This is a genomic window from Bradyrhizobium sp. USDA 223, assembly GCF_044909005.1.
GTDB classification, from domain to species: Bacteria; Pseudomonadota; Alphaproteobacteria; order Rhizobiales; family Xanthobacteraceae; genus Bradyrhizobium; species Bradyrhizobium yuanmingense.
Genome location: NZ_JBIYDR010000001.1, coordinates 5,770,989 through 5,791,140, shown reverse-complemented (window position 1 = coordinate 5,791,140; position 20,152 = coordinate 5,770,989). Strand labels below are relative to the sequence as shown.

The following is a 20,152-nucleotide window of genomic DNA, read 5'->3' as shown; positions in this document are numbered from 1 at the left end:
GAATTGAGCTTTTTCCCAACAAAAACTTAAGGCTGTTCCGCCTATCTTCGCCGCCACGAACAGCACTCGCGCGCCGCTTTCGGCCGCTTGTGTCCCTGTGCAGTCGAGGCGGAGACAAGGCGATGCCAATACCGCGGGCGAGCGCAGTTCTGCCGTGGCGGCCGGAGCGGGGGGGGCGCGTCGTGATGGCCGCAGGGGCAGTCCGCCAAGCCGGAAGAGCGATCCTGCGGAATGGCCCGCTGCAGATCGCATTGTTCTTTCTGCCCCTGGTCTGGATCGGCTATTTCGCAATCACCGCGTCTGAGCGGATGGATGCGATCGAGCAAGCGCGGTCGCACGGCAACAGCGTGGCCGAATTGTTCGAGGAGAACACCGAGCGCATCTTCGAGCGCGTGGATCAGTCGTTGCTGGTGGTACGGGCCCTCTACGCCGAGGATCCGTCGTCCTTCAGCCTGAAGTTCTGGTCCGACAAGGCACGCATCGCCACCGGCGACGTGGTCCAGTTCGCTCTGATCGGATCGGACGGGTACATGATCGAGACGACGGCGGGCTATTCCGGTCCGCCGCTCTATCTCGGTGATCGCGAGCACTTCATCCATACCCTGTCTCAGGTCGACGACCGCCTTTACGTGGCGAAGCCGGTGCTGGGCCGCGCGTCCAAAAAGTGGACGATACAGATCGCGAGAAAGCTGTTCGATGTGACCGGCAATGCGGTCGGCGTGGTCGTCGGCTCGATCAGCGTCGACGTCGTCGGCAGGTTCTACGACACCGCAAAGCTCGGCGTCGGAGGAACGCTGATGCTCAGGAATGCGAACCACGTCGTGCTCGCCGCCCGGGGCGTGGACCAGGGCTCCGTGCTGGGACAAAGCGCGCCTAGCCGCGTCGAGCGCGAACTGGGCGACGGCTTCCATGCGCAATATTGGAACGAGAACCGGCCGAACCGCAGCGACCGGCTGATCACGGCGCGCAGGTCGCGCGCGTTTCCGCTCATATTCACCGTCGGCATTTCGGAGCAGGAGATCTATTCCCGCTCCGCCTTCAGGCAGAAAGTTTACCTCGGCGGCGCGCTGCTGCTCACGTTCATCATCCTCGCCGCGACCACATTTCATTGGCGGCGGCAGCAGGCGCTGGATCGCGCCCACCGCGATCGGCGCGATTTCGCCAGCAAGTTCGAGGATGCGCTCAGGAACCTTCCCCAGGGCTTGAGCATGTTCGACGGCCGTGACCGCCTGATCGCGTTCAACGGGCAATGGCTCGAACTCTATGGCCTCGTACCGGAAGACATTCGGATCGGTATGGATTTCCGGGAGGTGTTCGCGAAGCAGACCGCCGTGCTCGACGTCGAGGCGTATCTCGTCGATTTGAAGAACCGGCTCGCCCAGTCGGAGCAGATCTCGAACACGGTGCAGTTTCCGGACGGCCGGGTCGTCTACATCTCCTACGGCCGGCGCGAGGACGGCGGCTGGGTTGCCACGCATGAGGACATCACCGAGCGCAAGGCGTCGGCGGACCGCATCGAGCGGCTCGCGCATTACGACAGCCTCACCGGCCTTGCCAATCGCAACCTGTTCAAGGAGCGCATCGACGAGGCGCTGGCCCGTCCGCGCCGGCTGGAGCCCGCGTGCGCCGTACTCCTGCTCGATCTCGACAAGTTCAAGTCGGTCAATGATGCGCTCGGCCATCAATGCGGCGACGCGTTGCTGAAGCAGGTTGCCGACCGGATCAAGGCGCAGATCCGTGATGCCGATACGGCGGCGCGAATCGGCGGCGACGAATTTGCCGTCATCGTGGCACCCGGCGGGGCCGGGATGCGCGAGGGCGCTGAAAGCCTGGCCGCGCGGCTGGTCCAGGCCATTGCCGAACCCTTTCACATCGATGGCCACCCCGTCGTGAGCGGCTGTAGCATTGGCCTTGCGCTCGTGCCCGAGCACGGCACGCGGGTCGACGAGATCCTTCGCAACGCCGATCTTGCGCTCTACAGGTCGAAGAATGCCGGCAGAAACTGCTTCCACGTCTATTCAGCGGAGCTCAAGGCGGAAGCGGATCAGCGCAACGTGCTCGAGATCGAGCTGCGTGAAGCGATCTGGCGCGAGGAGATAGAGCTGTTTTATCAGCCTGTGATCGAGCTCGGCACCGGTCGGGTAAAGTCGGTCGAGGCCCTGGCGCGCTGGCATCACGGCACCAGGGGCTACGTCCCTCCGGCGGAGTTCATTGCGGTTGCCGAGGCGGGGGGACTGATCGTCGAGCTCGGCCACCAGGTGCTCGCCAGGGCCTGCCGCGATGCGATGAGCATGCCGGGCGACATCAAGGTCGCTGTCAATCTCTCCGCCCTGCAATTTGCCAGCGCCAATCTCGTCGACACCGTGACCTTTGCGTTGACGCAGAGCGGGCTTCCGCAGACCCGGCTCGAGCTCGAGATCACCGAGAGCGTATTTCTCGCCGACACCGAGGAGAACCTCAGGACGCTCCAGCGCCTCAAGGCGCTCGGCGTCTCCATTGCCCTCGACGATTTCGGTGTCGGATACTCGTCGTTGTCCTATTTGACGGCTTTTCCTTTCGACAAGGTCAAGATCGACAAATCCTTCATCGACAGGATCGATCGCTGCGAGACCGTCGCCGTGCTGAAATCCATCGTGCAGCTGGCAAAGACGCTGAAGCTGTCGATCGTCGCCGAGGGGGTCGAGTCCTCCGAACAGGTCAGACGGCTCCAATCACTCGGCATCCCGCTCGGCCAGGGATTTCACTTCAGCAAGCCCGTGCCACTTGCAAGCCTCTCCTGGCAAGCCCCCACGGCGCGCCGGAAACGGCGGGTGGCGTGAGCTGAATGCCCTCGGGCGTTTGTCATCATACCCCGCCACTAGAGCCCCTTGGGCCGAAGAGCGTTCCTCAATTGTCGGTTCGGAAGCCTGCGCCCGCGCGCCCGCCCGTCCTGGCACTCCCCTTGCTCAGTCCTGACCCAAGCCCGGGCCTCGGCGGAGAGGCCGTTTCAGGTTGAGGCAAGTGATGCAGGAAGTGTCCCGTTCTGGTGCTGCTGACGAACTCCGGCTCGACGCGTTGATCGCCGATTTATGGTGGCGCGTTCGGCTGATTAATACCGACATTCTCGAGGAAGAGGCACGCGCCGGGGTGTTCGACCCGGTTCAGCCGACCTATCCGCTTCTCGCGGCCAACCTTCGCGCCCGACGCGACAATCTGGTCGCGACGATCGGCGTGCTCGAGCAGCGTGCGAGATCGGTGTCGGAAGCGGCTTGAAGCGGTCGCGGGGCGCGCCAGCCTCGACGTCTTCGTCAACGGCCGGCTGCAGCGCCAGAGGCCGGCGCAGGATGCAACGCGCATCCTCGCATGGCTCGAATGCCTCCGGCGCTGTGCCGCTAACAGTTGAATTCAGGCTGCCGCCTGCCCGTGTTATGGCTGGTCTCTGCACCCCCGCGAGGCCGCCATGCTTCCCATTCCTGCCGATATCTTCACCGAACCCGAGGACGTCTCGCCCGACGGCCTGGCCAATCTCGGCCCGATTCGGCGTCTTGCCGGCACCTGGCAGGCGGACAAGGGCATCGACATCAATCCGAAGGCGGAAGGGCCGGAGCGGCGGACCTTCATCGAGCACATTCGCATGGATCCGATCGATCCGCAGGCCAACGGGCCGCAGCTGCTGTACGGGCTGCGCTACCACATCCACATCAACACGCCCGAGGAGGACATCACCTTCCACGACCAGGTCGGCTACTGGCTGTGGGAGCCGGCGACCGGGCTGATCATGCAGACCCTGGCGATCCCGCGCGGGCAGGTGCTGCTGGCCTCGGGCAAGGCCGGGCCTGACGACAAGACGATCTCGGTCACTGCCAAGCGCGGCGACACCGCCTACGGGATCTGCTCGACCGATTTTCTGGAGCAGGCCTTTCGCACCGACGCTTATCGCTGCGACATCACCTTCAACGACGACGGCAGCTGGACCTATCTGATCCAGACCGAGTTGTTCGTGCGCGGCGCGCCGTTCAATCACCACGACACCAACACGCTCCAGCTCATCGCGCCGCCCAAGCTCAATCCGCTGGCGGCGATCGTGAACGATCGTGCCGCGCGCGGTGGACCCGCGGCCTGAGTGCTGCCCGGAGGATTGCATGAAGCCCCACGTCATCTGCCTGATGCACTCCAGCCTCGACGGCCGCACGCATCCCAGCCGCTGGCGTCCGAAAGGCGCGGGCACGGACTGGTTCGAGAAGATCCACGATGAGCTCGGCGGCGATGCCTGGGTGATCGGCCGCGTCACGGGTTCGGAGTTCGCCAAGGGCAGGCCCTATCCCCCGACAGACGCGAAATTTCCGCGCGAAAACTGGTTCGCCCGGCGCGATGCGAAGACCTACGGCGTCGTGCTCGATGCTGAGGGCAAGATCGGCTGGGGGCGCGCGGAGATCGGCGGCGATCCGATCGTCGTCGTGCTGACCGAGAACGTCCCGGATTCGCATCTCGCCGGTCTGCGCGGCGAGGGCGTGTCCTACATCTTTGCCGGCAAATCCGAGATCGACCTCGCACTGACGCTGGACATTCTCAGCCGCGAGCTCGGCGTGAAGCGCCTGCTGGTCGAGGGCGGCGGCGTTGCCAACGGCGCGTTCCTGCGCGCCGGCCTCATCGACGAATTCAACCTGATCCTCAGCCCTGCGATCGACGGCGCGAAGGGCGCTCCCTTCGTGTTCGATTCGACCGAGGCGGACAGCGACCGGCGCGCGCCGATCGCCGCGATGACCCTGGAGAGCACGCGCGAGCTCGGCGGCGGCGTCCTGCTGCTGCGCTATCTGATCCAGAACGATCCGCAAGCCGTGAGCCGGTAAGGCGCGGCCATGTCCGATCCGTCCGAGCACATCGTCATCGTCGGCGCCGGCGCCGCCGGCCTGATGGCGGCGCGCGAGCTGGCGCGTGCCGGCCGCAAGGTGACGATCCTGGAGGCGCGCCAGCGCTGCGGCGGCCGCATTCATCCGCTGCCGGCCTCGCAGTTCGGCTATGCCGCCGACGGCGGCGCCGAGTTCGTCCATGGCGAGGCGCCGGTCACGCGCGCATTGCTGCGCGAGGCCGGCCTCTCGCTTCAGGAGATCGAAGGCGAGCAGTGGAGCTTTGACGGGACGAAGCTCACGCGCGAGGCGCGTGACGATACCCATGAAGCGGAGCTTCAGGCCAAGCTGGCGGACTTGAAGGACGATCTCACGGTCGCCGACTTCCTGCGCCGGCATTTTGCAGGCGACGACTACGCGCCGCTGCGCCATTCGATCGAGCGGATGGTCGAAGGCTATGACGCGGCCGATCCCGAACGCGCCTCCACGCTGGCGCTGCGCGCGGAATGGATGGACGGGGGGCACGCTCCGCAGGCGCGCATCGAAGGCGGCTATGGCGCGATGATCGAGGCGATGGCGGCCGACTGCCGCAGGCACGGCGTCACCATCCGCCTCGGCAGCGTCGTGTCGGCGATTGCGGAGGAGGGCGGCGCGGTGATCGTTCGCTGCGCCGGCGGCGACGTGCACGCCTGCGACCGCGTGATCCTCACCGTGCCGCTGCCGCTGCTGCGCGAGATCGCGCTGCCGGCAGGCGCGCGTGCCAAGCTGGCTGCTGTCGTCGACATCGGCTTCGGCAACGTCATCAAGATCCTGCTGCGCTTCGCGCGGCCATGGTGGCGCGAGCGCAAGGAAGACCTCGCCGACATGACCTTCCTGCTGTCGGATGAGGCGATCCCGGTCTGGTGGACGCGCTATCCGGACCAGCATCCCGTGCTGACGGGCTGGTTCGGCGGCCCCCGCACGGCGGAGCTGGTAAGCCTCGACGCGCGAGCATTGATCGATGCCGGGCTCGGCTCGCTCGCCGCAATCTTCGGCCTGCCGCGCGATCACATCGCGCGCGAGCTGGTGGCGTCCGCCGCGACCAACTGGGCGCATGATCCGTTCGCGCGCGGCGCCTATTCGTGGGCGACGCCGCGCACCCGAGCGGCACAGGCGATCCTCGCGCGCGGCGACGGCTTGGTGCTGTTTTCCGGTGAAGCGCTCTATCGCGGCCGCGACATGGGAACGGTCGAGGCGGCACTGGCGACTGGCCTGGAGACGGCGCTCACGATCCTGCGCGGACACTAAAAAAGAGGCCCGCATCTGATGCGGGCCTCTCGTCGCGTGTCTCTCCAGATATTACCAGCGGCCGCCGCCGAAGCTGAACGTCACGCCGGGGCCTCCGCCGTAATAGCCGTACGGTCCGCCGCCGTAGTAGCCGTGGTGCCGCGGGTAATAACCGTAGCTCCTGTAATACGGCCGGTAATAGCCGTGATGATGCCGCCAATGATGATGGTGGCGGTAATGCCTGCGGTGCGCGCTGATGTCGGTGGTCTGGCTTTCCTGCGCGGTCTGCTTGGCGCTTACGCTGCCGGCCGCGCTCGCCGATCCACCGGCCAACGCCGCAGCACCGAGGGCGATCGCGGCAATGAGATATTTCATGTCATCACTCCAGTTGAAGGTCGTGTGACAACACATGAGCATCCCGCGCGTTCCTGCCACTGCGGGCGTCGAAACGACGCAGATTTTAGTTCCCCGATGAACGTACGTTAACGTTCGTGAACGAGCGAAGGCCGCGCGTTCTATCGTCGCATGACGAGGCATGGCCTGCGACTCGCGCCCCGAACGCGGCGCAGCGTCTCTTCGACGATGCGGTGCGAGTCCGGGACACGAGAGTGGCGCATGTAGATTTTCGCAACCACTGTCACGGATGCGGATTAGGAAAGCGGTGTCCTTCGGAGAGCGCAGCGAGGATCGCGTCCTTGTCTGCGATGAATGTACGACCGTGATAGCTGAGCGCAGTGCCAGGGATCCATGGCATCATCGCGATCGTACACGTTACGCCAGCGGACACGGACCTACTTGAACGGATCCTGGATCGACGGGGCCGACTGGCGGATGCGGCGCACGCTGACCGGGGTGCCGTCGGAGACGAACAGCAGCTCGTACTTGCGGCCCTCGCTGTCGGTCGCCGAGCAGGTGACGTCGTTCACCTTTCTGGCGGCGAAGTTGCCGGTCTGCCGGCAGATGCCGGTCGAGGTCTGCTCGGCGGGCACCGGCAGGCCGTCGACCTTGGGGCGGTTCTTGGAGTTAAGCAGCACGCGGTCGATCCGCAGCTCGTAGGAATTGTCGTCGGCGCGCTTGCCGTTCTCGCCGGAGAACGACACCACGTGGCTGTCATCGGAGGGATCGTCGACCGCGACCGCGAAATTGACCCGGCCCGTGTCGCCATGGGCATAGGCCACAGTCTTGCACGGGAAGGTGCGGCCCGCGACCCTGAACGTCTTGCAGTGGCCGGACATCAGCGCCAGGAGATCGATGAAGGCGTTCGGCTGCGCGGGCGGATTGTTGACCGGAACGGGTTTGGAAGTCTCGGCAAAACAAGGACTTGCCGCGATCACGAGCAACGCGGCGAGGACCAATCGGCGAAGGCGCATCGTCGGGCTCATGAGCCAGGGGCCATGGCGGAAGAGTTCCGCACCGTAACCATCGAACCGCAAATTGGTTGCGATCCCGTTTGTGCTGCAAGTCCCGCCTGGAATACCACCACTTTCACCCCGACGGCGACTTGTTCAAATCGCCCGATCCATCCCGGCGGCCACATGCCATCAGGCCGGTGTTTTTTTCGTGGCGGGACAGCGGCGGCCGGTACGTCGGCGGACGCGGACCGGGTCAAAATAGCCATTGGTCTCCCTCGGGGGGCACCGATCGACGGCGGGCCGGGGGCTAGGCTTGAGCTAGCCGTGCTTTGGGGGTAGCCTCACAGAGGTTGATTGATCGATATTCTTCTTCTCCTGATAGTTTTCGTCTCCTGATCGTTTTCATCCTATTGCGTGAGGGTGCGTCATGAGTTTCGAATTCGATACTTTCCTTCGTGCATTGTCCATTGCTCTCTTCAGCCTCATCGTTCCCGTCGGCGTCTATATCGGTCGCATGAACGTTCGTGCGAGCCGGCGTGAAATCGTGCGAGATCTCGAGAGACTTTTTCAGTTCGCAAAAGTGGGCGGACGGCCGCTTATCTTGCCGTCGTTCGAACTGGTCAAATATAAATACGACCCGCAAGCAAATCCGGAGCGGCAGACCACGGATCCGGACTCCAACGCGGTCCGATTTTACATCTTCCCTGTCGCGATCTACGTCCTGCTGACGTGCCTTTGCTTCCAATTCGCGTTCAGGCAAGACATTGCGCCGCATGGGGTGGCCAAACCCGACGACTACGTCTCGAATTTCTGGACGCCGCGCGGTACCCCGGGCGGTATGATCACCTACGCGTTCATCGGCAGCTACATCTGGTCGATCCAGTACCTGATCCGAAGAATCGCCAATTTCGATCTCTCCCCGATTTCGTTCTTCCAGTCGTTCTTCCACATCCTGCTCGCGATCTTCGTGACCGCGGCGGTCTGGCACTCCGGGTTCATGACACATCTCGGCGACGGCGCGCAGGTCGCTCTGGCATTCGTCATCGGCTTCTTCCCGGACCTTTTCATCAGCGTGCTGATCGCGAAATTTCCGTGGATCCGGCTGCGTCGGGTGAGCTCCGCAAGCAAGGCGCTTCAGGAGGAGCTCCCGCTCGACATGATTCTCGGGATCGACCCGTTCATGAAGCTCCGCCTCGGAGAGTTCGAGATCGAGGACGTGCAGAACCTTGCGACCATCAACCCCATCCAGATCTTTGTGGAGACCCCCTATGGGCTCTACGAGGTCATGGATTGGGTCGCGCAGGCGCAGCTCATTCTCGCTGTCGGGCCCGAGCGGACGCGCAGGCTGCGGGAGATGAACATCCGCACGATCTTTGATCTCGAACGCTGCTTGAAGAACCCGCTTCTGCGCCAGCGGCTCATCCACATCCTGTTAAATGTCGAGGCGAAATACGCCCCAAAGTTCGAAGCCGTAGCGGAAGGTGCCGTCGCGACGGGCAGCGAGGTCCCGCTGAACGATGCAGATGCGCTGCAAGCCATCGTGTCCTATATCCGCGACGATCTGCACGTCCGCCGGCTCCGCCAAATCTGGGATGTCATCAACGGGCACCTCGATGGGCGCTATGATGAGCAGACGATCGGGCCGAAGCTGGCTCGAGGGTCGCTCAAGGCCGCGGCCGTCGGAGCGCCGGTTACCCCCGTGGTAACGCGCAACGGTGCTCGCCGCAACAAGCTGATTGATCACCGCGCCTCCGGGCAAGACGCAGCGTAAGGGGCTTGGTTCGATGGTTCGGCTGCGAAGTTGGCTCCGTGCGAGACGCGACTGAGATCGAGCCGCAGAGGTTTAGCTTGCTTCGCTCAGCTGGTGGCCAGCTGGTGCCAGCGCCTGTCGCGGAAGGAGGGGCAGCGGTGGAGGCGGGCGTCCAGCACGGCGCGGGCGCGGGGCAGCTCACCGCTGCGCATGAGCGCGACGATATAGGTGTCCTCGATCAGCTCGCGCTGGGCGTGGCTGCCGCCGATGCGCACGACCTCGCCGAGCACCGGCGCGAGCATCTGCACGCAAGTCCGGTAATCCTCATCGGCGAAAGCCGCGAGTGCGCGGAAGATCGCCGGCACCACAGGGCCCGCCGGCAGCTTGCCGTCGGCCAGCCGCTGCTCGATCGCCGCAAGGCGGGCGGCGAGCGCTTCGCGATTCTGCGTCGCGGCTGCGAATAGCGCCATGTGGACGTCGGCAAAGGACAGACTCGATTTCGGAAACAGTTTTTGCGCGGCGTCGTCGGCTTCCTGCCACAGCGCCTTCGGCACCGCATGGCCGTACATCGACAGGCGCCACAGCAGCGAGGCGCTGTCGGTGATGACGTTGAGCGGCGGCGCCTGCGTGGCAGTGGGCCGAAGCACGTCGGCATAGATCGCGAGCGCCCGCGCCGCATCGCCATGTTCGAGCGCGCCGAGCGCCTGATGCCAGCTTATATGTCCGTGGAGGATTCCGGCGCGGTCGTAAGCCGGCAGCCATTCGTCCACGAGACGATCGGCGTCCTCGATCAATCCATCCTCGAACATCGCATGCAGCACCGCGTGCGCGGCATGGGCGTTTTCCCGGCGCAGATTGAAGCCACGCTCGGTGACGGCGCGGCCGCGCGCGACGTCGCCATTCTCCGTCATCGCCCAGCCGGACATGGTCAGGAACCACCAGTCCTCGCCATAATGTGGCGCGATGTTCTCGCAGAGCTCGTGCCGGGCGCGGTCGTGATCGGCCATGCCGGAGAAGGCGAACAGGCCGAACGCGCCGAGCGGCAGCGACAGCACGACAGCGTCGCGCGGCCATGCATCGATATGCTTCAGCATCGATGCGATTGCCTCCGGCAGCCGGCCCTCGATCGCGAGCGCCAAGGTCTCGACATGCGAGCGCTCGCGCTCGCTGCCGCGCTTCATCACCAGCTCGCGCGCCAGCGCCGCCTTCTGCCGTGCGAGATCGCCCTGCTGGTAGAAGGCATGAACGCGGCCGCGGGCGATATGGGCCAGCGCGAAGTCAGGATCAGCCGCGATCGCGCGCTCCAGCATCTCCGCCGTGCCGGTCCAGCCCGCGAGCATGAGGTCGACGCCGTCGCGATAGGCACTTGCCGCCTCGTGCGAAGAGGTCGAGAGCGGCAGGCCGTAGCGGTCTTCAAGCCCCATCGTCGTCTCCCGCCCTCAAGCCGTCCGCGCGCGGCGGCCTTCGATCGGATAGGCCGGGTCGTTATAGCCCGGCGTCGAGGGATGGCCTGGTGTCACCAGGCGGTCGATCAGCGCCTCGTCCTCCGCGGTGAAACGGTAATCGAGCGCGCTGATGTAGCCGTCCCATTGCTCCTCGGTGCGGGGACCAGCGATCACCGACGAGACGAGGGCGGAGTTGAGCACCCAGCCGACCGCGAACTGGCCGGCGGTGATGCCTTTCTTCTCGGCGTGAGCCTTGATCTCCTGCGCAAGCTGGAGCGATTCCGGCCGCCATTCGGTCTGCATCATGCGGGTGTCGTTGCGCCCCGCGCGCGTCTCCTTGTCGGGCGCTGCATCCACCCTGTACTTGCCGGTGAGCACGCCGCGCGCAAGCGGGCTGTAGGGCACGATGCCGAGGCCATAATACGCGCAGGCCGGAAAGTGCTCGACCTCCGGCATGCGGTTCATGGCGTTGTAGTAAGGCTGGCTCACCGCGGGCCGGTCGATGCCGAGACGGTCGCAGATGTTGCAGATCTCGGCAACGCGCCAGGCGCGGTAGTTGGAGACGCCGAAATAGCGCACCTTGCCGGCGTGGATCAGGTCGCTCATGGCGCGCACCGTTTCCTCCAACGGCGTGGCATGGTCTTCCTTGTGCAGATAGTAGATGTCGATGTGATCGGTGCCGAGCCGCATCAAGCTCTCGTCCGCCGCCTGCAACACCCAGCGCCGCGACAGCCCGCCGCGATTGGGATCGTCCCCCATGGGGTTTGCGAGCTTTGTGGCAAGCACCCACGCGCCACGATTGCGCGCGATCGCGCGGCCGACGACTTCCTCGGAGGCGCCTTTCGAATAAGCGTCCGCGGTGTCGATGAAGTTGATCCCGGCGTCGCGTGCCTTGTCGATGATCCGCTTCGAGGTGGCTTCATCGGTCGGCCCGCCGAACATCATGGTGCCCAGGCAAATCGGCGAGACCTTGAGGCCGCTGCGGCCGAGCTGGCGGTATTGCATGGGCGAGTCCTCGATGTCTTGTGAAGGCCAGCATAACCGCCCGGTTCCGTCATTGCGAGCGCAGCGAAGCAATCCAGAGATGCATCCGGGGAGAGATGCTGGATTGCTTCGCTGCGCTCGCAATGACGGGGAGAGGGCGGTGCTAGCCCGGCTAGCTACCCCGGCCCCTTCAAGATCTTGAACACGCCGTTCGCCATCACGATGCAGCGGTCGTCCACCGTCACTTCGGTGCTCATGAAGATCAGGCTGCGGGTCGAGCGCACCACGCGCGGACGGGAGATCAGGGTGTCGCCGATCTGGCCGGCCTCGACGAAATGGGTGTCGAGCTGCACCGTCGCCAAGTACTCCTTGCCGGAGACGTAGCGGGCGGTCATGCCGCAGGTGCGGTCGGCGAACGTCATCATCACGCCGCCCTGGACCATGCCGCGGCGGTTGTGGTGCTTGTCCTCGGTCGCGAGCGCGAACTCGTAATGGCCGTCGACCTTGCGCTCCCACAACGGGCCGATCAGATGCAGGAAGCCCGTGGTCTCCAGGATGCTCCAGCCCTCTGATTTCAGCCTTGCGGCGGCCTTGCTGGTCATGTCGTCGTCTGTCCTTGCAACGCGATGTCTCCTCGTTTCATCAGATGCAGTCCTGGTGTAGTCAAGCATCATGAGAGCGTTCGACGATGCCACCAGACGGAATATCGCAGAGGTCTGCGCCGCCTTCGCGCGGCTGCCCGACACAGCCGAGCCGTCGGCGCTGAAGCGCGCCGCGGTGGTGCTGGCGCTGACCGAATCCGACGACGGTGGCGACACCGCCTTCCTGCTCACCAGGCGCGCCTCGCACCTGCGCGCCCATCGCGGCCAATGGGCGCTGCCCGGCGGACGCTGCGATGCCGGCGAGACGCCGGTCGAGGCGGCGCTGCGCGAGCTCGACGAGGAGCTCGCACTCGCGCTGTCAGCCGATGCGGTGCTCGGCCTGCTCGACGATTATCCGACGCGCTCGGGCTATCTGATCACGCCGGTCGTGGTCTGGGCGGCCGACAGTGCTGCGATCCGCCCGAACCCGGACGAGGTCGCCTCCGTTCATCGCATCGCGCTGGCCACGATCGAGCGTGACGATGCCTTCGACTTCACGGGGATTCCCGAGAGCAGCCGCCGCGTGATCCGCTTCCATCACCAGATGAGCCTGATCCATGCCCCGACCGCGGCGCTGATCTACCAGTTCCGCGAGGTGCTGGCGGGGCGGCACACCCGCGTCACCGACCTGGAACAGCCGGTATTCGCCTGGACGTGACGATGGTAAACGGCGCGTTAACGCGACGGTTACCGGATGCCTGCTAAGAAGGCAGCATGCATCATTCGATTCGAAACAAATTGGCGCTGGTTCCGCTCGCGCTCGTCCTGATCTCGCCCGCGGCGCGCGGCGCCGAGGCCGACGCACTGCCGCCCGCCGTTCGAAATGCCAACGCCCAGCTGCTGTCGCAGTTTTTCGCACAAGGCGGGGGGGCTTCACCCGCCGTGCTCGAATATCGCCGCAAGCTCGCGGAATATCAGGCCGCGCGCGCCGCCTTCGATGCCGAGGCCGGCGCCTATTGGAGCCAGATCTCCGAGAAGCGGAAGGCCCGCAACGCCAAGCGGCGCAATGGGCAGCAGATCACGCTTGATGATTACGTGCTGGAGCATCCGCCGCTCTACAACGGGCCGAAGAAGCCGGTGAATCCGGAGCCGGAGGAAACGCCTGACCGCCCCACAAGGAGGCCGATCCCCGTCGTCGCCGATTTCCTGCGTGCGGCGCAGGAACTCTACCAGTTCACGCCGCAGCGCCCGTCCAGCGAGCTCGAGTTCAAGCGCGCCTATGCGCGCTACGCTCTGGCCCATGGCCTGACGCGCGAGCAGGCGGTGCGGGTCTATTCGTTCGAGACCGGCGGCACCGGCAGTTACGACGTGCAGGCGGGCATCGAGCATGGCGGCAAGCGCGCGATCTCGACCGCGATGGGCTATAACCAGCTGCTCACCACCAACAGCGTCGAACTGCTCGCCGAGCAGGGCCATGAACTGATCCGCGCCCTTTCTGAGAAGGTGGCGCGCACATCAGGACCGGCGCGGCATGCGCTCGAGCACAAGCTCGCTGTCCTGAAGAAGATGGTGGCGCACGCGAAGTCGGTGCCCGATACCTGGTCGGAGCACGAGAAGATGGGCGCTACCCCGCAGGGCTGGGCCATGCATGCGATGGTGCTCGACGTCGATATCGGTCCGATGCTGCAGACCCACAAGCTGCTGACATCGGTGCATTTCGCCCGGGCCAAGGGCCACACGCGCCCGCTCTCTGCGGCCGAGCTCGAGATGATGAACCTCACCGGCGACGGCACCGGCCTCGACATGGTGACGATGCCGCAGGCGATGCGCGAGCGGGTGCCGACCTCGAACTTCTTTCAGCGCGGCGGCTATGAGCGCAACCCGGTCGCGATCCGACACAACACGGTGGCGAAGCTGCTGGCCGTGACGGACGAGCGCATGGACGTGAACAGCGGCAAAGCCGGCGCAAGGGAGCTGGCAGGGGCGTTTTAGGACGCTGGCGCTGTCTTCACCTCTCCCCGCTTGCGGGGAGAGGTCGGATTGCATCGTCAGATGCAATCCGGGTGAGGGGGTACAGGTCCCTCGACGATCTCCCCTCACCCCAACCCTCTCAGCGCGAGCGAAGCTCGTCGCGGCCCCGTAAGAACGGGGCGAGGGAGCGCACCGTAATCGCGGCTCCTACTGATCCGGCCCGAACTTGAACTTGCCGTCGCCCTCCAGATACGGACCGGTGCGCATGTAGAGCTGGCCGTTCTGGCCGATGAAGAACAGTGTGCCCTTGGGCACCTTCTTGGCGCCCTTCAAGAGCTCGCCGGCGTTGCTGGTGCCCATCTTGTAGGAATAGGTCTTGCCCTCCCTGTCGTAGGCGTAGGCGGTGTCGGTCTTCAGCTCCCAGGGCGTCGCTGCGGTTTGCGCCAATGCGGGCCAAGCCAATGCGCCGAGCGCGGCTGCGATTGCAAATGTCTTGATTGAAAATGCCGTCATCCCATCCTCCCAAGATCGGGACATTCCAAGATTGAACAAATCACGAACGCTGCGTCCCGGTCAATTTGCGATAGCGCCGCAGCGCATCACGTCTTGCCCAGCAGTTTGTGATTTTCCCTCCGTCCCCTCGCGACTATGTTCCGCTTTCCGTCTAGAACGCAACTCGACAAAAATATTGGTGGGGATGATTCGAATGAACCTTGTCGTCAAAGCCTGCTCGGCTGCCGCGCTGTTGCTCACGGCGCTGGCGCCGGCCGCCCAAGCCGATGACTACCGGCTCAGCCACAACCAGCGGATTTCGTGCAGCCGCGGCCTTGCCCCGGGCAAGCTGAACACGGCGACCTGCAAGTCCTACACCTATCTCTTCAACACCAAGACCTCGGAATATTTCCGCTGCCAGGTTTCCCTGGCGCTGACCCGCGACAACAAGGAAGTCATCAACGTCCAGACCGACGGCGGCTGCACCAAGAAGCCGCGCATTTTCGAGACCGACGGCAAGTACGATTTCGACGCCACCGAGACCGAGCCGCCGAACACCAATTCGTTCTTCGGCCCCGGCGGCTATTCGGTCTGGGCGGCCGACGTCGGCGCGCAGAAGGTGCGCGGCTGCATCACCATCTCCTCCGGCCTCGGCTCCGACATCTCCAAATGCCTGGACATGACGTTCCAGTAGCATTTGCTGCTCGGGGGTGCGTTCGACCATCGCCTCATTGAAGGTGCGCTCGCTCCCCCGCCTGCGGGGGAGGGTTGGGGAGAGGGTGTCGCCACAACGGGACTGTCCCCTAGAGGAAAGAGCCCTCACCCGGATCGCTGCGCGATCCGACCTCTCCCGCGAGCGGGAGAGGTGAAGTGCCACCTCGCCGCGCCGTCCGGTTCCCAAAAACCCAACGGCCCTTTGCCGCAGTCCTGTTGTGCCTTTTGGATGGGTTGACCCGCATCCCTCATGGGGCCAATTTCGCCGCCGGTTTGGGGAGTACAACAACCATGAAACGGACGATTTTCGGCGCAGCCGCGGCTCTGGCTCTGGCGGCGTCGGCACCTTGCGCCCAGGCGCAATCCTTCATCAACGTGCTGACGGGTGGAACCTCGGGCGTCTACTATCCGCTCGGGGTCGCGATCGGAAAGATCTACGGCGACAAGATTCCGAACGTGAAGACGCAGGTGCAGGCCACCAAGGCGTCGGTCGAGAACCTGATCCTGCTGCAGCAGGGCCGCGGCGAGCTGGCGTTCACGCTGGGCGACTCTCTGAAGGCCGCCTGGGACGGCGAGGAGGAGGCGGGCTTCAAGACCAAGCTCGACAAGCTCCGCACCATCGGCGCGATCTATCCGAACTACATCCAGATCGTCGCGACCGCGGACAGCGGCATCAAGACGCTCGCCGACCTCAAGGGCAAGAGCCTGTCGGTCGGTGCGCCGAAGTCGGGCACCGAGCTGAACTCCCGCGCGATCCTGGCCGCTGCCGGCATGAGCTACAAGGAGCTCGGCAAGGTCGAATATCTGCCGTTCGCCGAATCCGTCGATCTCATGAAGAACCGCCAGCTCAACGCCACGCTGCAATCGGCCGGGCTCGGCGTCGCCTCGCTGAAGGACCTCTCGACCTCGAGCCCGATCACGGTGGTGTCGGTGCCGAAGGAGACCGTCGACAAGATCGGCCCGCCCTTCGTTGCGGCGACCATTCCGGCAAACACCTATACCGGCCAGGACAAGGACGTGCCGACTGCGGCTGTGATCAATTATCTGGTCACCAGCTCCGCCGTCTCGGACGATCTCGCCTATCAGATGACCAAGCTGGTCTATGAATCGCTGCCCGAGCTCGTCACTGCGCACGCGGCCGGCAAGGAGATCAAGCTCGAGACCGCCGCCACCGGCAGCCCGGTCCCGCTGCACCCCGGCGCGATCCGCTATTACAAGGAAAAGGGGCTGATCAAGTAATCAGCTCCTGTCGTCGGACGTCATGGCCGGGCTTGTCCCGGCCATCCACGTTCTGCGGCGGTGCATGGAAGTTTCGTGGATGCCCGGGACAAGCCCGGGCATGACGGCTCGGGACATACCGTGCCAATGCTACAAGCGCTCGACGATTGGGGATGGGCTGAGATGCTGGAAAAGGCAGAGGGGACTGAGATCGCGCCCGACAAGGTCAAGGTCGAGTTCGACAATTTCGAGCATGGTTTTCCGGAAGGCTTCGGCCCGGGCTGGTGGGGCCGGCTCGCCTACTGGATCGGCATCGCGTTCGCGATCTTCCAGCTCTATGTCGCCGCCTTCAACTATCTGCCGAGCCAGGTGGTGCGCGGCGTCCATGTCGGCTTCCTGCTGCTGCTGACCTTCGGCCTGATCGCCAACTTCACCGCGAAGAGCAATTTCGGCCGTGCGCTGGGCTGGGCGATCGGCGGCGCCGGCTTCTACTGCGGTCTCTACCAATGGATCTTCTATGCCGACCTGATCGCGCGCGACGGCGATCCGACCAGGCTCGATCTCGCCGTAGGCACCCTGCTCGCGGTGCTGATCTTCGAGGGCACGCGGCGGCTGATGGGCGCGGCGCTGCCGCTGATGTGCGGCGCCTGTCTCCTCTATTGGTTCTTCGGGCAGTACCTGCCGTCGCCGCTCAACCATCGCGGCTATGATTTCGACCAGATCGTCACGCATCTGTCGTTCGGCACCGAAGGCTTTTACGGCGTACCGGTCTACGTCTCGGCGACCTACATCTTCCTGTTCATCCTGTTCGGCTCGTTCCTGGAGCGCGCCGGCATGATCCAGCTGTTCACCGATGTCTCGCTCGGCCTGTTCGGCCGCACCCGCGGCGGTCCTGCCAAGGTCGCGGTGTTCGCCTCGGGCATGATGGGCACCATCTCCGGCTCGGGCGTCGCCAACGTCGTCACCGTCGGCCAGTTCACGATTCCCTTGATGATCAGGTTCGGCTACCGCCGCGCCTTCGCGGCCGGCGTCGAGGCGACGGCCTCGATGGGCGGCCAGATCATGCCGCCGGTGATGGGCGCGGTCGCCTTCATCATGGCCGAGACGCTCGGCGTGCAATATTCGGAGATCGTCAAGGCGGCCGCGATCCCCGCGATCCTCTATTTCGCCTCCGCGTTCTGGATGGTGCATCTGGAAGCCGGCAAGCACGGCCTCGTCGGCATGAAGCGTTCGGAGATCCCGAGCGCCTGGAAGGCGCTGGTGACGCGCTGGTACCTCGTGCTGCCGCTCGCAGCGCTGGTCTACATGCTGTTCGAGGGCTTCACGCCGCTCTATGCCGGCAGCATGGGCCTCGCGCTGACGGTGACGCTGATCCTCGGCACCGCCATCACGACGGGCGCCTCCTCGAACGTGGTCCGGACCATCTTCTGGGTCGGGCTCGCGCTCGTCGTCGCGGCATTGTCGCGCGACGGCCTCCAGATCGTGCCGGTCGCGACCGTCGTGGTCGGCCTGATCGTGATCACGGCGTTCGTGCGCGGCGGCTTCGCGGCGTTGCGGGCCTGCCGCGATGCGCTGGCCGAGAGCGCGAAATCCGCCATCACCGTCGGCATGGCCTGCGCCATCGTCGGCGTCATCATCGGCATGATGTCGCAGACCGGCGTCGGCACCATCTTCGGCGGCTGGGTGATCGGGCTCGGCGAGAAGAGCCTGTTCCTGGCGCTGGTCATGACCATGCTGCTGTCGATCCTGCTCGGCACCGGCATCCCGACCATCCCGACCTACATCATCACCGCCGCCCTCGCGGCTCCCGCGCTGGCCAAGCTCGGCGTGCCCTTGATCGCGAGCCACATGTTCGCATTCTATTACGGCATCATGGCCGACCTCTCGCCGCCGGTGGCGCTCGCCGCGCTCGCGGCGGCGCCGATCGCCAAGGAGAATCCGGACAAGATCGGCTGGGAGGCGATGCGCATCGCGCTCGCGGGCTACGTCATTCCCTTCATCTTCGTCTATTCGCCGGCCTTGATGCTGCAGGCCGGCGATCCCATGGCGGCCAAGCTCGGCTTCTACGGCGCGGTGGCGCTGGCGAGCTTGAAGGCGCTGGTGGCGATCGGCCTGTTCGGCATGGCCGCGATCGGCTTCCTGTTCACGCGGCTGACGTTGATCGAGCGCCTGATCGCGCTCGGCGCCGCGTTCTGCCTGCTCGGCGAATTCCCCTTCAGCGACAGCGCGGGCTTCGTGCTCGCCGCCGCGCTCGCGCTTTGGCAATGGCGGCAGCGTCCGCCGGCGCCGGTCGAGGCGGTGTGAGTCTCTGTCTTGCGACAGCGGGCGGCGTGAAGGCGCTGGCGCTGTCCGCGTTCACGCTTGTCTGGACGCATTCGATCGCGAAGGTCGAATGGCAGGAAGACTGGCACCTCACACCCGCCGGCCTTGAGCTGGTGCAAGCCCGCGTCAAGGGCACCGGCCCCGGCATGGAGCCGCCGGCCGAAGCGCGGCTGGTCGACGGTTGGTTTCAATGGCGGCCGCAGCGTGGGCCGATGCCGGAATTAGTGCTCGGCAATTCCGGCGCGGCCGGAGAATGGCGACTGTGCCATGACGGGAGGTGCCGGACATTGTCGGAGATTGTCGGGCATTCCATTGGTGCTAACGTGACCAAGATGAGCATCTGCGAACAACAAGAGAAATAAGGAGACACGCGATGGATCGGCTCAAGGGCAAGGTTGCGATGGTGGTGGGGGCCGGCTCGATCGGTCCAGGCTGGGGCAACGGCAAGGCGACCGCGGTGACCTTTGCGCGCGAGGGCGCGCAGGTGTTCTGCGTCGATCGCAACGGTGCCGCGGCCGAGGAGACCGCCAGGATCATCACCGAAGAAGGCGGCAAGGCGACGGCATTCACGGCCGACGTGTCGCGGCCTGCCGAGATCGAGGCGATGGTCGCGGCGTGCCTGCAGGCCTATGGCCGCATCGACGTGCTCGACAACAATGTCGGCATCGCCGAGATGGGCAGTGTTGTCGAGGTGAGCGAAGACAGCTGGGACCGCGTCTTCAGCGTCAACCTCAAGAGCGCCTATCTCGCCATGAAGCACGTGATCCCGATCATGGTGAAGCAGGGCGGCGGCTCGATCATCAACATCTCCTCGATCGCCTCGATCCGCCACATGGGCATCTCCTACGTCACCTACGGCACCTCGAAAGCGGCGATGAACCAGATGACGCGCACCACAGCGATCGAGTTCGCGCGCCATCATGTCCGGGTCAACGCGATCCTGCCCGGCCTGATGAAGACGCCGATGGTCGAGCACTCCGCCGGCCTCGCCGCCAGCTACGCCAAGGGCGATGTCGAGGCGATGTGGCGCGCGCGCGACGCCCAGGTGCCGATGGGTCATATGGGCGATGCATGGGACGTCGCCAACGCCGCGCTGTTCCTGGCCTCGGACGAGTCGAAATACGTGACGGGCATCGAGCTCGTTGTCGACGGCGGGATCACGTGCAAGGCCGGGGCTTGATCCAGCCCCAGCTTGCACGCAGCCCGCCGCTGCGAGTCATAGGCGATAGCC

19 protein-coding genes are annotated in these 20,152 nt (G+C 65.0%); 13 read left to right on the top strand and 6 right to left on the bottom strand.

Annotated features, from left to right (window positions below; all coding sequences use genetic code 11):
- Positions 1–251 precede the first annotated feature (251 nt).
- From ABIA40_RS26940 to ABIA40_RS26920, 5 genes are all read left to right on the top strand, one after another.
- The gene (locus tag ABIA40_RS26940; RefSeq protein WP_404544127.1) at positions 252–2,819 is read left to right on the top strand and encodes an EAL domain-containing protein; all 2,568 of its coding nucleotides are present in this window, start codon (positions 252–254) and stop codon (positions 2,817–2,819) included.
- Positions 2,820–3,003: 184 nt separating this feature from the next.
- On the top strand, positions 3,004–3,252 hold the full coding sequence (locus tag ABIA40_RS26935) for a hypothetical protein (RefSeq protein ID WP_025032359.1): 249 nt from the start codon (positions 3,004–3,006) through the stop codon (positions 3,250–3,252).
- 187 nt (positions 3,253–3,439) lie between these two features.
- Positions 3,440–4,102, top strand: coding sequence for an FABP family protein (locus ABIA40_RS26930; protein ID WP_404544126.1), 663 nt, complete (start codon positions 3,440–3,442; stop codon positions 4,100–4,102).
- A gap of 19 nt (positions 4,103–4,121) precedes the next feature.
- The gene (locus ABIA40_RS26925) at positions 4,122–4,829 is read left to right on the top strand and encodes a RibD family protein (protein ID WP_404544123.1); all 708 of its coding nucleotides are present in this window, start codon (positions 4,122–4,124) and stop codon (positions 4,827–4,829) included.
- A gap of 9 nt (positions 4,830–4,838) precedes the next feature.
- Positions 4,839–6,113 (top strand): flavin monoamine oxidase family protein, encoded by a 1,275-nt coding sequence (locus ABIA40_RS26920; RefSeq protein ID WP_404544122.1) that lies wholly within the window; start codon positions 4,839–4,841, stop codon positions 6,111–6,113.
- 51 nt (positions 6,114–6,164) lie between these two features.
- On the opposite strand, the gene ABIA40_RS26915 is transcribed toward ABIA40_RS26920, so the two are convergent.
- Entirely contained in the window at positions 6,165–6,467 is a 303-nt protein-coding gene (locus tag ABIA40_RS26915; protein ID WP_193760572.1) for a hypothetical protein, read from the bottom strand.
- 416 nt (positions 6,468–6,883) lie between these two features.
- On the bottom strand, positions 6,884–7,462 hold the full coding sequence (locus ABIA40_RS26910; RefSeq protein ID WP_275507967.1) for a hypothetical protein: 579 nt from the start codon (positions 7,460–7,462) through the stop codon (positions 6,884–6,886).
- A gap of 409 nt (positions 7,463–7,871) precedes the next feature.
- Between ABIA40_RS26910 and ABIA40_RS26905 the strand changes: the two genes are divergently transcribed.
- On the top strand, positions 7,872–9,215 hold the full coding sequence (locus tag ABIA40_RS26905; RefSeq protein WP_271539186.1) for a hypothetical protein: 1,344 nt from the start codon (positions 7,872–7,874) through the stop codon (positions 9,213–9,215).
- 86 nt (positions 9,216–9,301) lie between these two features.
- Here ABIA40_RS26905 and ABIA40_RS26900 read toward each other — a convergent pair whose 3' ends face one another.
- From ABIA40_RS26900 to ABIA40_RS26890, 3 genes are all read right to left on the bottom strand, one after another.
- Positions 9,302–10,618 (bottom strand): tetratricopeptide repeat protein, encoded by a 1,317-nt coding sequence (locus ABIA40_RS26900; RefSeq protein ID WP_404544119.1) that lies wholly within the window; start codon positions 10,616–10,618, stop codon positions 9,302–9,304.
- Positions 10,619–10,633: 15 nt separating this feature from the next.
- Positions 10,634–11,644, bottom strand: a complete 1,011-nt coding sequence (locus tag ABIA40_RS26895) for an aldo/keto reductase (RefSeq protein ID WP_404544117.1) — start codon at positions 11,642–11,644, stop codon at positions 10,634–10,636.
- Positions 11,645–11,799: 155 nt separating this feature from the next.
- Positions 11,800–12,225 carry a PaaI family thioesterase gene (locus ABIA40_RS26890; protein ID WP_036014328.1) on the bottom strand — a complete coding sequence of 142 codons (426 nt, stop codon included), beginning with the start codon at positions 12,223–12,225 and terminating at the stop codon, positions 11,800–11,802.
- A 70-nt stretch (positions 12,226–12,295) separates the two neighbouring features.
- Here ABIA40_RS26890 and ABIA40_RS26885 point away from each other — a divergent pair, with 70 nt between their 5' ends.
- The gene (locus ABIA40_RS26885) at positions 12,296–12,922 is read left to right on the top strand and encodes an NUDIX hydrolase (RefSeq protein WP_404544114.1); all 627 of its coding nucleotides are present in this window, start codon (positions 12,296–12,298) and stop codon (positions 12,920–12,922) included.
- Between the two features lie 56 nt (positions 12,923–12,978).
- The gene (locus ABIA40_RS26880) at positions 12,979–14,196 is read left to right on the top strand and encodes a hypothetical protein (protein ID WP_404544112.1); all 1,218 of its coding nucleotides are present in this window, start codon (positions 12,979–12,981) and stop codon (positions 14,194–14,196) included.
- Positions 14,197–14,382: 186 nt separating this feature from the next.
- Here ABIA40_RS26880 and ABIA40_RS26875 read toward each other — a convergent pair whose 3' ends face one another.
- Entirely contained in the window at positions 14,383–14,688 is a 306-nt protein-coding gene (locus ABIA40_RS26875; protein WP_157283233.1) for a hypothetical protein, read from the bottom strand.
- Positions 14,689–14,881: 193 nt separating this feature from the next.
- Here ABIA40_RS26875 and ABIA40_RS26870 point away from each other — a divergent pair, with 193 nt between their 5' ends.
- The 5 genes from ABIA40_RS26870 (at position 14,882) to ABIA40_RS26850 (ending at position 20,101) form a co-directional block, all read left to right on the top strand.
- On the top strand, positions 14,882–15,361 hold the full coding sequence (locus ABIA40_RS26870; RefSeq protein ID WP_225147329.1) for a hypothetical protein: 480 nt from the start codon (positions 14,882–14,884) through the stop codon (positions 15,359–15,361).
- A gap of 311 nt (positions 15,362–15,672) precedes the next feature.
- Positions 15,673–16,620, top strand: coding sequence for a TAXI family TRAP transporter solute-binding subunit (locus ABIA40_RS26865; RefSeq protein WP_157283231.1), 948 nt, complete (start codon positions 15,673–15,675; stop codon positions 16,618–16,620).
- A gap of 162 nt (positions 16,621–16,782) precedes the next feature.
- On the top strand, positions 16,783–18,903 hold the full coding sequence (locus tag ABIA40_RS26860) for a TRAP transporter permease (RefSeq protein WP_404544108.1): 2,121 nt from the start codon (positions 16,783–16,785) through the stop codon (positions 18,901–18,903).
- Positions 18,864–19,283 carry a DUF1850 domain-containing protein gene (locus ABIA40_RS26855; protein WP_404544106.1) on the top strand — a complete coding sequence of 140 codons (420 nt, stop codon included), beginning with the start codon at positions 18,864–18,866 and terminating at the stop codon, positions 19,281–19,283. The genes ABIA40_RS26860 and ABIA40_RS26855 overlap by 40 nt, the downstream gene beginning before the upstream one ends.
- Before the next feature lie 11 nt (positions 19,284–19,294).
- Positions 19,295–20,101: an SDR family NAD(P)-dependent oxidoreductase gene (locus ABIA40_RS26850; RefSeq protein ID WP_271539168.1), complete on the top strand. Its 807-nt coding sequence runs from the start codon at positions 19,295–19,297 to the stop codon at positions 20,099–20,101.
- Positions 20,102–20,152: the final 51 nt, after the last annotated feature.

What these genes read in the sequence shown, in the direction of transcription:
- ABIA40_RS26935 (WP_025032359.1), top strand. Translation starts at nt 3,004, where the DNA reads ATGCAGGAAGTGTCCCGTTCTGGTGCTGCTGACGAACTCCGGCTCGAC.
- ABIA40_RS26930 (WP_404544126.1), top strand. Translation starts at nt 3,440, where the DNA reads ATGCTTCCCATTCCTGCCGATATCTTCACCGAACCCGAGGACGTCTCG.
- ABIA40_RS26925 (WP_404544123.1), top strand. Translation starts at nt 4,122, where the DNA reads ATGAAGCCCCACGTCATCTGCCTGATGCACTCCAGCCTCGACGGCCGC.
- ABIA40_RS26920 (WP_404544122.1), top strand. Translation starts at nt 4,839, where the DNA reads ATGTCCGATCCGTCCGAGCACATCGTCATCGTCGGCGCCGGCGCCGCC.
- ABIA40_RS26915 (WP_193760572.1), bottom strand. Translation starts at nt 6,467, where the DNA reads ATGAAATATCTCATTGCCGCGATCGCCCTCGGTGCTGCGGCGTTGGCC.
- ABIA40_RS26910 (WP_275507967.1), bottom strand. Translation starts at nt 7,462, where the DNA reads ATGCGCCTTCGCCGATTGGTCCTCGCCGCGTTGCTCGTGATCGCGGCA.
- ABIA40_RS26905 (WP_271539186.1), top strand. Translation starts at nt 7,872, where the DNA reads ATGAGTTTCGAATTCGATACTTTCCTTCGTGCATTGTCCATTGCTCTC.
- ABIA40_RS26900 (WP_404544119.1), bottom strand. Translation starts at nt 10,618, where the DNA reads ATGGGGCTTGAAGACCGCTACGGCCTGCCGCTCTCGACCTCTTCGCAC.
- ABIA40_RS26895 (WP_404544117.1), bottom strand. Translation starts at nt 11,644, where the DNA reads ATGCAATACCGCCAGCTCGGCCGCAGCGGCCTCAAGGTCTCGCCGATT.
- ABIA40_RS26890 (WP_036014328.1), bottom strand. Translation starts at nt 12,225, where the DNA reads ATGACCAGCAAGGCCGCCGCAAGGCTGAAATCAGAGGGCTGGAGCATC.
- ABIA40_RS26885 (WP_404544114.1), top strand. Translation starts at nt 12,296, where the DNA reads ATGAGAGCGTTCGACGATGCCACCAGACGGAATATCGCAGAGGTCTGC.
- ABIA40_RS26880 (WP_404544112.1), top strand. Translation starts at nt 12,979, where the DNA reads ATGCATCATTCGATTCGAAACAAATTGGCGCTGGTTCCGCTCGCGCTC.
- ABIA40_RS26875 (WP_157283233.1), bottom strand. Translation starts at nt 14,688, where the DNA reads ATGACGGCATTTTCAATCAAGACATTTGCAATCGCAGCCGCGCTCGGC.
- ABIA40_RS26870 (WP_225147329.1), top strand. Translation starts at nt 14,882, where the DNA reads ATGAACCTTGTCGTCAAAGCCTGCTCGGCTGCCGCGCTGTTGCTCACG.
- ABIA40_RS26865 (WP_157283231.1), top strand. Translation starts at nt 15,673, where the DNA reads ATGAAACGGACGATTTTCGGCGCAGCCGCGGCTCTGGCTCTGGCGGCG.
- ABIA40_RS26860 (WP_404544108.1), top strand. Translation starts at nt 16,783, where the DNA reads ATGCTGGAAAAGGCAGAGGGGACTGAGATCGCGCCCGACAAGGTCAAG.
- ABIA40_RS26855 (WP_404544106.1), top strand. Translation starts at nt 18,864, where the DNA reads ATGGCGGCAGCGTCCGCCGGCGCCGGTCGAGGCGGTGTGAGTCTCTGT.
- ABIA40_RS26850 (WP_271539168.1), top strand. Translation starts at nt 19,295, where the DNA reads ATGGATCGGCTCAAGGGCAAGGTTGCGATGGTGGTGGGGGCCGGCTCG.